The sequence below is a fragment of the Burkholderia sp. Ac-20344 genome (assembly GCF_017104975.1).
Lineage (GTDB): Bacteria > Pseudomonadota > Gammaproteobacteria > Burkholderiales > Burkholderiaceae > Burkholderia.
In genome coordinates this window covers 1-10,993 of sequence record NZ_JAAGPP010000220.1, presented here as the reverse complement: position 1 = coordinate 10,993, position 10,993 = coordinate 1, and the positions used below count along the sequence as shown (strand labels likewise).

General features: G+C 68.3%; 9 protein-coding genes. 7 read left to right on the top strand and 2 right to left on the bottom strand.

Annotation, left to right across the window (positions count from 1 at the left end; translation table 11 throughout):
• Nucleotides 1–780: AraC family transcriptional regulator (locus G3N64_RS36180; RefSeq protein WP_205788431.1), on the bottom strand; the 780-nt coding region annotated here is incomplete at its 3' end.
• 137 nt (nucleotides 781–917) lie between these two features.
• Between G3N64_RS36180 and G3N64_RS36175 the strand changes: the two genes are divergently transcribed.
• From G3N64_RS36175 to G3N64_RS36150, 6 genes are all read left to right on the top strand, one after another.
• Nucleotides 918–2,051 carry an acyl-CoA dehydrogenase family protein gene (locus G3N64_RS36175; RefSeq protein ID WP_205788430.1) on the top strand — a complete coding sequence of 378 codons (1,134 nt, stop codon included), beginning with the start codon at nucleotides 918–920 and terminating at the stop codon, nucleotides 2,049–2,051.
• A gap of 199 nt (nucleotides 2,052–2,250) precedes the next feature.
• Nucleotides 2,251–3,957 (top strand): AMP-binding protein, encoded by a 1,707-nt coding sequence (locus G3N64_RS36170; protein WP_205788429.1) that lies wholly within the window; start codon nucleotides 2,251–2,253, stop codon nucleotides 3,955–3,957.
• 110 nt (nucleotides 3,958–4,067) lie between these two features.
• Nucleotides 4,068–5,582: a CoA-acylating methylmalonate-semialdehyde dehydrogenase gene (locus G3N64_RS36165; protein WP_205788428.1), complete on the top strand. Its 1,515-nt coding sequence runs from the start codon at nucleotides 4,068–4,070 to the stop codon at nucleotides 5,580–5,582.
• 18 nt (nucleotides 5,583–5,600) lie between these two features.
• Nucleotides 5,601–6,503, top strand: coding sequence for a 3-hydroxyisobutyrate dehydrogenase (gene mmsB, locus G3N64_RS36160; RefSeq protein ID WP_174971915.1), 903 nt, complete (start codon nucleotides 5,601–5,603; stop codon nucleotides 6,501–6,503).
• Nucleotides 6,500–7,300, top strand: coding sequence for an enoyl-CoA hydratase (locus G3N64_RS36155; protein WP_205788427.1), 801 nt, complete (start codon nucleotides 6,500–6,502; stop codon nucleotides 7,298–7,300). The genes mmsB and G3N64_RS36155 overlap by 4 nt, the downstream gene beginning before the upstream one ends.
• Nucleotides 7,297–8,436 (top strand): enoyl-CoA hydratase/isomerase family protein, encoded by a 1,140-nt coding sequence (locus tag G3N64_RS36150; RefSeq protein ID WP_205788426.1) that lies wholly within the window; start codon nucleotides 7,297–7,299, stop codon nucleotides 8,434–8,436. Before G3N64_RS36155 ends, G3N64_RS36150 begins: the two co-directional genes overlap by 4 nt.
• Before the next feature lie 45 nt (nucleotides 8,437–8,481).
• On the opposite strand, the gene G3N64_RS36145 is transcribed toward G3N64_RS36150, so the two are convergent.
• Nucleotides 8,482–9,402 carry a LysR family transcriptional regulator gene (locus G3N64_RS36145; RefSeq protein WP_205788425.1) on the bottom strand — a complete coding sequence of 307 codons (921 nt, stop codon included), beginning with the start codon at nucleotides 9,400–9,402 and terminating at the stop codon, nucleotides 8,482–8,484.
• A 178-nt stretch (nucleotides 9,403–9,580) separates the two neighbouring features.
• Here G3N64_RS36145 and G3N64_RS36140 point away from each other — a divergent pair.
• Nucleotides 9,581–10,993: MFS transporter (locus tag G3N64_RS36140; protein ID WP_205788424.1), on the top strand; the 1,413-nt coding region annotated here is incomplete at its 3' end.

Genomic DNA, 10,993 nt, shown 5'->3' with positions numbered 1-10,993 from the left:
CCGCGCGGCCATCCCGCCCGCGCCCGGCCACGCGGCCGGCGGCATCCCGCGCAGCACCGCCCGCACGCGCTGCGCGAGCGCGTTCGGGTTGCGGTACTTGACGATGAAGCTGGCCGGCGCGTTGCGCAGGAACGTCTTCAGCGTCTTCGCGTTCTGCACGACAGGCAGCGTCGCGAATTCGGGATCGAAATCGACATACGAATCGGGTTGGTTGAAACGCATGTCGTCACAGAACATCGACGGGTATTCGTGGTCGGCGGGCGGCGTGTCGCAGCGGAAGCTCGCGTGCAGCAGCGGAATGCGCCGCCCGATCAGCCAGCAGGTGAGTCCGTACACGATGATGAAATAGGTCGCGTACGTGAACATCGCCGGCGTCGCGCCGTTGTTGCGGTGCACGAAGCGCAGCCGCACGCGCTGCGGGTTCGCGTCGAGTTCCGCATGCAGGTCGTCGAGCACGCAGTGCATGAAATTCACCGCGCGCGCCATCGCGTGCAGGCCGTCGCGCGCGGACAGCGTCGCCTGGCTCATCGCGATGAAGCTGCCGCTGCGCATCGGGTGGCGATCCTGCCCGAAAAACTCGTCGTCGAGCGCGCGCGCGATCGCGTTCCACAGCGCGCCGTATTGCTGCGCGGACACCCGTGCGCGCGGCTGCCCGAGCAGCGCGGGCGCGATGCCGGCCTGCGCGAGCAGCGGCTCGGCATCGACGTCGCGCCGGGTCGCGAGCGCGACGCTGTAGGCGACGAGGCTGATCGCGACGGTTCCCTTGTCTTCCTGCTTCATCGGTGCCGCCGGTGTGGCAAAAACGCTCAGTGTAAATGAGCGACGCGAGCATCGAACAGTCGCGCCTGCTTGCCTACACTTGTTGCATCGAAACGCAAGGACGGTCGCGCCTGGCGGCCGCGGGAGACAGCAGCACCATGGACGAGCTTTACACCGAAGACCAGCGGATGATTCGCGACGCCGCGCGCGCATTTGCCACCGAGATGCTGGCGCCGAACGCGGCGCAATGGGACCACGATGCGCACCTGCCCGACGCGATCGTCGCGCAGCTCGGCGAACTCGGCCTGCTCGGGATGATCGTGCCGCAGGAGCTGGGCGGCTCGTATACGGACTACGTGGCCTACGCGCTGGCGATGGAAGAGGTCGCCGCCGGCGATGCCGCGTGCGCGACGATGATGAGCGTGCACAACTCGGTCGGCTGCGGGCCGATCCTCGGCTTCGGCACGCCCGCGCAGAAGGATCGCTGGCTGGCCGACATGGCGTCCGGCCGCGTGATCGGCGCGTTCTGCCTGACCGAGCCGCATGCCGGCTCCGAGGCGAACAACCTGCGCACGCGGGCGGCGCTGCGCGACGGCAAATGGGTGCTGAACGGCGCGAAGCAGTTCGTGACCAACGGCCAGCGCGCCGGTGTCGCGATCGTTTTTGCCATGACCGACCCGGAAGCCGGCAAGCGCGGCATTTCCGCGTTCCTGGTGCCGACCGACACGCCGGGCTTCATCGTCGGCAAGCCCGAGAAGAAGATGGGCATCCGTGCGTCGGATACGTGCCCGATCACGTTCGAGAACTGCGCGATTCCGGAAGAGAACCTGCTCGGCAATCGCGGCGAAGGGCTGAAGATCGCGCTGTCGAATCTCGAGGGCGGCCGCATCGGCATCGCCGCGCAGGCGCTTGGCATCGCGCGCGCCGCATTCGACAAGGCGCGCCGCTATGCGGGCGAGCGCGTGCAGTTCGGCAAGCCGATCGCCGAGCACCAGGCGATCCAGCAGAAGCTCGCCGACATGGCCGTGCAGATCAACGCCGCGCGCCTGCTCGTGCATCACGCGGCGAAGCTGCGCACGGCCGGGCTGCCGTGCCTGTCGGAAGCGTCGCAGGCGAAGCTGTTCGCGTCGGAGATGGCCGAGCGCGTGTGTTCGGACGCGATCCAGATTCACGGCGGCTACGGTTACCTGGTCGATTACGAAGTCGAGCGTCACTATCGCGACGCGCGCATCACGCAGATTTACGAAGGCACCAGCGAAGTGCAGCGGATGGTGATCGCGCGGCAGCTGTGAGCCGCAGCGGTTGCCCCGGCAACGACATCACGCAGGGCACGAGGGCAGCGCGGCAAACGCGGCACGCAACGACGTGACCGTGCGCCGCAACAGAGGCAACCGGGCATGCGCCGGTTGACCGCGAGGCATGGAGACTTGCCAGGGCATGGGACCCGCGTAAGCGCTAAAGCGCTAACGTGGGTCGACAGGAGACGACACGATGACGGTACAGGCATTCCTGGACGCACGCGACTTTCTGCTGCGCCATCGCACCGACTACGAAACCGCGTATCGCGAGTTCGAGTGGCCGGTGCTCGATGCGTTCAACTGGGCGCTCGACTACTTCGACCCGATGGCGCACGGCAACGACCGGCCCGCGCTGTGGATCGTCGACGCGGCGACGGGCACCGGCGACCCGTATTCGTTCGCGCAGATGTCCGAGCGTTCGTCGCGGATCGCGAACTGGCTGCGCTCGATCGGCGTCGTGCGCGGCGACCGGATCCTGCTGATGCTGCCGAACCGTGTCGAGCTGTGGGACGCGATGCTCGCCGCGATGAAGCTCGGTGCGATCGTGCTGCCTGCCACCACGCAACTGTCGCCCGACGACGTACGCGACCGCGTGCAGATCGGCGGTGCGAAATACGCGATCGTCGACGAGAACGAAACCGCCAAATTCGAACAGCCGGATCTCGGCCTCGCGCAGAAGATCGTCGCCGGCGCGCCGCGCGCGGGCTGGCTCGCGATGAACGACGGCTATGCGGCGAGCGCCGAATTCAAGCCGGACGCCGTCACGCACGCGAACGATCCGATGCTGCTGTACTTCACGTCGGGCACGACGTCAAAGCCGAAGCTCGTCGAGCACACGCACCGCACCTACCCGGTCGGCCATCTGTCGACGATGTACTGGGTCGGCCTGCAGCCGGGCGACATTCACTGGAACATCAGCTCGCCGGGCTGGGCAAAGCACGCGTGGAGCTGCTTCTTCGCGCCGTGGAACGCGCAGGCATGCGTGTTCGCATTCAACTACGCCCGCTTCGAGCCGAAGGTCGTGCTCGATGCGCTCGTCAAATACCGGGTGACGACGCTGTGCGCGCCGCCGACCGTGTGGCGCATGCTCGTGCAGCAGCCGCTCGCGTCGTTCGACGTGAAGCTGCGCGAGATCGTCGGCGCGGGCGAGCCGCTGAATCCCGAGATCATCGAGCGCGTGAAGAAGGCGTGGGGTATCGCGATCCGCGACGGTTACGGCCAGACCGAAACGACCTGCCTGATCGGCAACTCGCCGGGCCAGCCGGTCGTTGCGGGCTCGATGGGCCGGCCGCTGCCCGGCTACCGCATCACGCTGCTCGACCCGGACGGCATGCCGGTGACCGAAGGCGAGGTCGCGCTGCCGATCGGCGCCGACGTCACGCGCCCGGTGGGGCTGATGAAAGGCTATGCGAACAATCCCGACGCGACGGCCTACGCGATGCGCGACGGCCACTACCGCACGTCGGACATCGCGATGCGCCGCGATGACGGCTACTACGTGTACATCGGCCGCGCGGACGACGTGTTCAAGTCGTCCGACTACCGATTGAGCCCGTTCGAACTCGAGAGCGTGCTGATCGAGCATCCGGCGATCGCCGAGGCGGCCGTCGTGCCGAGCCCCGACCCCGTGCGGCTGTCGGTGCCGAAGACCTTCATCACGCTGCGGCAGGGCTACGAGGAAAGCCCCGCGCTGGCGCTGGAGATCTTCCGTTTCTCGCGCGAGAAGCTCGCGCCGTACAAGCGGATCCGCCGCCTGCAGTTCGCGGAACTGCCGAAGACGATCTCGGGGAAGATCCGCCGCGTCGAATTGCGCCGCCGCGAGATCGAGCGCGGCGACGATGCAAGTGAACGGATGCCCGGCGAATACTGGGAAGAGGATTTCGCCGCCGAACTGAAGTGACGTGACCGCGGGCCGCGCGCGCCGCATGTCGCGGCCGCCGCCCGCAGCCGAATTGAACCGGCCGCGCGGCGATATCGCGCTTCGCGGCCCTCTGCAAGGAGACAGAATCGATGAACGCGAATTCGAAAGACGTGCCGACGGTCAAGCTGCTGATCGACGGCGCCTTCGTCGAGTCCGCCACGAACGAGTGGCGCGACATCGTCAACCCGGCGACGCAGCAGGTGCTCGCGCGCGTGCCGTTCGCGACCGTCGCGGAAGTCGACGCGGCCGTGCAGGCCGCGCACGCCGCCTACGCGACGTGGAAGAACACGCCGATCGCCGCGCGCATGCGCATCATGCTGAAGTTCCAGGATCTCGTGCGCACGAACCAGCAGCGCATCGCGAAGACGCTGACCGCCGAGCAGGGCAAGACGATCCCCGATGCCGAAGGCGACATCTTCCGCGGCCTCGAAGTGGTCGAGCATGCATGCTCGATCGGTTCGCTGCAGCTCGGCGAATTCGCGGAGAACGTCGCGGGCGGCGTCGATACCTACACGTTGCGCCAGCCGCTCGGCGTGTGCGCGGGCATCACGCCGTTCAACTTCCCCGCGATGATTCCGCTGTGGATGTTCCCGATGGCGATCGTCTGCGGCAACACGTTCGTGCTGAAGCCGTCGGAACAGGATCCGCTGTCGACGATGCAGCTCGTCGAGCTCGCGATCGAGGCAGGCATACCGAAAGGGGTACTGAACGTCGTGCACGGCGGCAAGGAAGTCGTCGACGCGATCTGCACGCATCCACTCGTGAAGGCGATCTCGTTCGTCGGTTCGACGGCGGTCGGCACGCACGTGTACAACCTTGGCAGCCAGCACGGCAAGCGCGTGCAGTCGATGATGGGCGCGAAGAACCACGCGGTCGTGCTGCCCGACGCGAACCGCGAGCAGGCGATCAACGCGCTCGTCGGCGCGGGCTTCGGTGCGGCCGGCCAGCGCTGCATGGCGACGTCGGTCGCGGTGCTGGTCGGCAAGGCGCGCGACTGGCTGCCGGACATCGTCGCGAAGGCGAAGGCGCTGAAGGTCAATGCGGGCTCGCAAGCGGGCACGGACGTCGGGCCGGTCGTGTCGCGCGGTGCTAAGGCACGCATCCTGTCGTTGATCGACGCGGGCATCAAGGAAGGCGCGAAGCTCGAGCTCGACGGCCGCGGCGTGAAGGTCGCCGGCTTCGAGGAAGGCAACTTCATCGGGCCGACGATCTTCTCGGGCGTGACGCCCGAGATGACGGTCTATACCCATGAAATCTTCGGGCCCGTGCTGGTCGTGATGGAAGCCGACACGCTCGACGACGCGATCGCGCTCGTCAACGCGAACCCGTTCGGCAACGGCGTGGGCCTGTTCACGCAGAGCGGTGCAGCCGCACGCAAGTTCCAGAGCGAAATCGACATCGGCCAGGTCGGCATCAACATCCCGATTCCGGTGCCCGTGCCGTTCTTCAGCTTCACGGGCTCGCGCGGCTCGAAGCTCGGCGATCTCGGCCCGTACGGCAAGCAGGTCGTGCAGTTCTATACGCAAACGAAGACGGTCACCGCGCGCTGGTTCGACGACGACACGACGGCCGGCCCTGTGAACACGACGATCCGGCTGCATTGAGCGGCGGAGGACACGAACATGAAAATCGGTTTTATCGGCCTCGGCCACATGGGTGCGCCGATGGCGCTGAACCTGCTGAAAGCCGGCCATGAAGTGCATGCGTTCGACCTGAGCGCCGATGCATTGCGCGCACTGCAGGATGCCGGTGCACAGGTGGCCGCGTCGCCGCGCGATGCGGCATCGGGCGCGACGTTCGTCATCACGATGCTGCCGGCCGCTCCGCACGTGCGCTCGGTGCTGTCCGGCGAGAACGGCGTGCTCGCCGGCCTCGGCGCGGGGGCGACCGTGATCGATTCGAGCACGATCGACCCGGCGAGCGCGCAGGCGTTCGGCGCGCTGGTGCGCGAGCACGGCGGCGCGTTCGTCGACGCGCCCGTGTCGGGCGGCACCGGCGGTGCGGCGGCCGGCACGCTGACCTTCATGGTCGGCGGCAGCGACGCGGATTTCGAGCGCGTGAAGCCCGTGCTCGCCGGCATGGGCAAGAACATCGTCCACTGCGGCGCGACGGGCATGGGGCAGGTCGCGAAGGTCTGCAACAACCTCGTGCTCGGCATCTCGATGGCGGCGGTATCGGAGGCGATGTCGCTCGGCGTCGCGCTCGGCATCGACCCGAAGGTGCTGGCCGGCATCGTCAACACGTCGACGGGCCGCTGCTGGAGTTCGGATACCTACAACCCGTATCCGGGCGTGATCGACACCGCGCCGTCGTCGCGCGGCTACTCGGGCGGCTTCGGCACCGATTTGATGCTGAAGGATCTCGGCCTCGCGAACGACGCCGCGAAGCAGGCCCGTCAGCCCGTCTATCTCGGTGCGCTCGCGCAGCAGCTGTACCAGACGATGAGCAGCCGCGGCGACGGCCAGCTCGATTTCTCGGCGGTGATCCGCCTGTATCAACCGGCAACGAAGAAGGACGCCTCATGATCGAACTCGACTACGTCGACTACGTCGACGACGGCGCGATCGCGTGCGCGACGCTCAAGCGCCCGCCCGCGAACGCCTTTACCGCGGATGGGCTGCAGCAACTGCAGGCAACCGTCGCCGAACTGAATGCGAATCCGCGCGTGCGCGCGCTGGTGATCACCGGCGACGGCCCGAAGTTCTTCAGCGCGGGTGCCGACCTCAACGCGTTCGCCGAAGGCGACCGCGCGGTCGCGCGTGCGATGGCGTCGCGTTTCGGCGCGGCGTTCGAGGCGCTGCACGATGCGCGCGTGGTGACGATCGCGGCGATCAACGGCTATGCGATGGGCGGCGGCCTCGAATGCGCGCTCGCGTGCGACCTGCGGATCGCCGAGACGCATGCGCAGATGGCGCTGCCCGAGCCGTCGGTCGGCCTGCTGCCGTGCGGGCTCGGCACGCAGACGCTGCCCTGGCTCGTCGGCGAAGGCTGGGCGAAGAAGATCATCCTGACCGGCGCGCGCGTCGACGCGGCGACCGCGCTGCGGATCGGCCTCGTCGAGGACGTGGTGGAAAGCGGCGCCGCGCGCGATGCGGCACTCGCGCTGGCGCGCAACGTCGCGCGGCAAAGCCCGCATGCGGTGGCCTACAGCAAGGAGCTGATCGGCCTCGCGCGCCGCGGCGTGCCGCGCAGCGCGGCGCTCGCGGTCGAGCGCGAACGCTTCGTCGACCTGTTCGACACGAACGATCCGCGCGAAGGCGTGGCCGCGTTCCTCGGCAAGCGCGCGCCGCAATGGCACACCGATGGAGCGCCGCAACGATGAGCACGCCGGTCACGAATCACGACGCGTTCGCGGAGCATGCGCCCGAGGTACTGTTCCGCGTGGTGAACCGCGTGGCGCTGATCACGCTGAACCGGCCGGCCGCGCTCAATGCGCTGTCGTACGCAATGATCGGCGAGCTGGCCGCGCTCCTCGAGCGCTGCCGCGACGACGAGCAGATCGTCGCGGTCGTGCTGCGCGGCGCGGGCGAGAAGGGCTTCTGCGCGGGCGGCGACGTGCGCGCGTTGTACAGGATGGTCGCGCAGCGCGAAACCTGGCTGCCGTTCTTCGTCGATGAATACCGGCTCGACTACGCGATCCATACGTTCCCGAAGCCGGTGGTCGCGCTGATGGACGGCGTGACGATGGGCGGTGGCATGGGCCTCGCGCAGGGCGCGGCGCTGCGCGTCGCGACCGAGCGCAGCAAGATCGCGATGCCGGAGACGCGCATCGGCCTCGTGCCCGACGTCGGCGCGACGCATTTCCTGTCGCGCATGCCGGTCGAGCTCGAACTGTACGTCGGGCTGACCGGCGCGATGCTGTCGGGGGCCGACGCGCTGACCGCGAAGCTCGCGGATCTGTGCGTGCCGTCCGCATGGCTCGACACGTTCGAGACGCGCATCGAAAGCGTCAAGTGGGACGGCGATGCGCTGCCGTTGCTGCGCAAGGTGTTCGAGCCGCCGTGCAACGTCGTGCCGCATGCGGCGCTCGACAGCCAGATGCCGTGGATCGTGCGTCACTTCGACAAGCGCTCGACCGTCGAGCGGATCGTCGCGACGCTGACGCAGGATCTCGCGCGCGAGGAACTGTCGCGCGAGCACCGTCAATGGCTGCAGGCGACGCTCGATGCGCTCACCGGCCATTCGCCGACGATGCTGTACGTGACGCGCGAGGCGCTGCTGCGCGGCCGGCAGATGACGCTGGCCGAATCGTTCCGGATGGAGCTCGGCATCGTCGCGCGCGCGATCGAGGAAGGCGATTTCTGCGAAGGTGTGCGCGCGCATCTCGTCGACAAGGATCGCAAGCCGCGCTGGGCGCCCGCGTCGCTCGTCGAGCTGCGCGCCGAACGCGTGCGGCATTTCCTGACGTCGCCGTGGAAGCTGTTCGCGCATCCGCTTGCCGATCTCGGCGCGGCGTGATGACCCGGCGCGCCCGCGTGGCGCGTCGGTTTCGTTTCATTCATCTCATCCCGTTTCACCCTGGCGCTCGATCATCGGCGGAATCGCCTGCGCGAACGCGTCGATCACGCAGCGCGTCTTGCGCGGCAGGTAGCGTGTCTTCGGCCAGATCGCGTGGATGTCGCCTTCGCAGACGAAGCAGCGGTCGAGCACGACCGTCATCTCGCCGCGCTTCACGTAGTGATCGAGCAGCCAGCTCGGCAGCCAGGCGATCCCGAACCCCGACGCGCCGGCCGCCGCGATCGCCTGCACGTCGTCGAAACTGAGCTGGTGCGGCATGTCGATCCGTACCGTCGAGCCGTCCGGCGCACGCAAGTCCCACGGTTGAACCACGCCCGAGCGTGAATACGCGATCGTCCGGTGGTCTTTCAGGTCGTCGAGCGTCTTCGGCGTCCCGTAGCGGGCGAGATACGACGGCGCCGCGCCGAGGCTGCCGTACTGCGTGCCGAGCCGCCGCACCGCGAGGCTCGTGCTGTCCGCGAGCGTGCCGATCCGCACGGCGAGATCGATGCCTTCCTCGACGAGATCGACGAAACGGTCGGTGATCGACACGTCGATCCGCAAATGCGGATAGGTGCGCGCGAGATCGAGCACGATCGGCGTCACGCAGTGGTGCCCGAACGCGAGCGGCACGCTCAGGCGCAGCTTGCCGCGCGGCTCGTTGCGGCCGCAGTCGAGGTCGGCCTCCGCCGCTTCCAGTTCCGCCAGCGCGCGCACGCAGCGGTCGTAGTACGCCTGGCCGTCGTCGGTCAGGCTCTGGCTGCGCGTCGTGCGTTGCAGCAGCCGTGCGCCGAGCCGCTTCTCGAGCCGCGCGACCGCCTTGCCGACGGCCGAACGCGTCATGTCGAGCCGCTCCGCGGCGAGCGCGAAGCTGCCCGATTCCACTACCTGGACGAAGGTCGTTACGCCGTCGAGTCTGTCGGTCATGGGAGGGTGGGTTGATTGATTCCTGTGGTTCCCCAGTCTGGAGAAATGCGTGCGTCAATGGGGATGAAAATTCTCACTATAGTACCGATTCCCGTCCAGCGTGCGTCGCCGGCCGCACGCGGCGAATCCTTCTCACCTGGAGGCGCGCGGCCCGTTGCCGGGCCGCCGCGCAATACGCATGACGCTATCCGACTCCCGCAGGAATGCGGTCGCGCTCGCGGCCGTCTGTCTCACGTCGCTGATGTTCGGCCTCGAAATCTCGAGCGTGCCGGTGATCCTGCCGACGCTCGAACACGTGCTGCATGGCGATTTCAACGGCATGCAGTGGATCATGAATGCGTACACGATCGCGTGCACGACCGTGCTGATGGCGGCCGGCACGCTCGCCGACCGGTTCGGCCGCAAGCGCGTGTACGTGATCGGCACCGTGCTGTTCGGCGCGACGTCGCTGCTGTGCGGGCTCGCGCCGAACGTGCCGGTGCTCGTCGCGGGCCGGCTGCTGCAGGGCGCGAGCGGCGGCGCGATGCTGATCTGCCAGATTGCGGTGCTGTCGCATCAGTTCCGCGAGGGCCGCGAGCGTGGCCGCGCGTTCGGGATCTGGGGGATCGTGTTCGGCATCGGGCTCGGATTCGGGCCGATCGTCGGCGGCGCGATCGTCGCGCTGGCAAGCTGGCCGTGGGTATTCCTCGTCCATGCGCCGCTCGCGGCCATCGCGCTCGTGCTGATCGGCGGCGCGGTGCAGGAGTCGCGCGATCCGCATGCCGGCACGCTCGACGTCGCGGGCATCGTCACGCTGTCGCTCGCGGTGCTCGGCCTGGCGTTCGCCATCACGCAAGGCGCGGAGCTTGGGCTGACGAGCGCCGCCGGTCTCGGCGTGCTCGGCGCGACCGTGCTGGCGCTGGCCGGCTTCTTCATTGCGGAACGCGCCAGCGCGCGGCCGATGTTCGATTTCTCGGTGTTCCGGATTCGCGCGTTCACCGGCGCGATCTTCGGCTCGATGGGGATGAACTTCAGCTTCTGGCCGTTCATGATCTACCTGCCGATCTGGTTCCAGGTCGCGCTCGGCTACGACAGCGTGACGGCCGGCCTCGCGTTGCTCGCGTACACCTTGCCGACGCTGGTCGCGCCGCCGTTCGGCGAACGGCTCGCGCTGCGCTACGGGCCGGGCGTCGTGATCCCGGGCGGCCTGTTCACGATTGCGGCCGGTTTCGCGCTGATGCGGATCGGCAGCGCGGCCGACCATGCAAGCTGGGTCACGATGCTGCCCGGCTGCGTGATCGCCGGCATCGGGCTCGGGCTCACGAATACGCCCGTGACCAACACGACGACGGGTGCAGTACCGAGCTCGCGGGCCGGGATGGCGTCGGGCATCGACATGAGCGCGCGGATGATCTCGCTCGCGCTGAACATCGCGGCGATGGGCTTCGTGCTGGTCGCGGGGATCGTCGCGAGCCTGAAGGCCGGTGTCGCGGGCGCGATCGGCGACGCGGCGCTGCGCCGGCTCGCGCAGGAGATTGCCGCCGGGCGGACCGACGGGCTGCACGAGATCGCACCGGCGCTCGCGCAGGCCGACCCGACCGGCGCGGCGCTG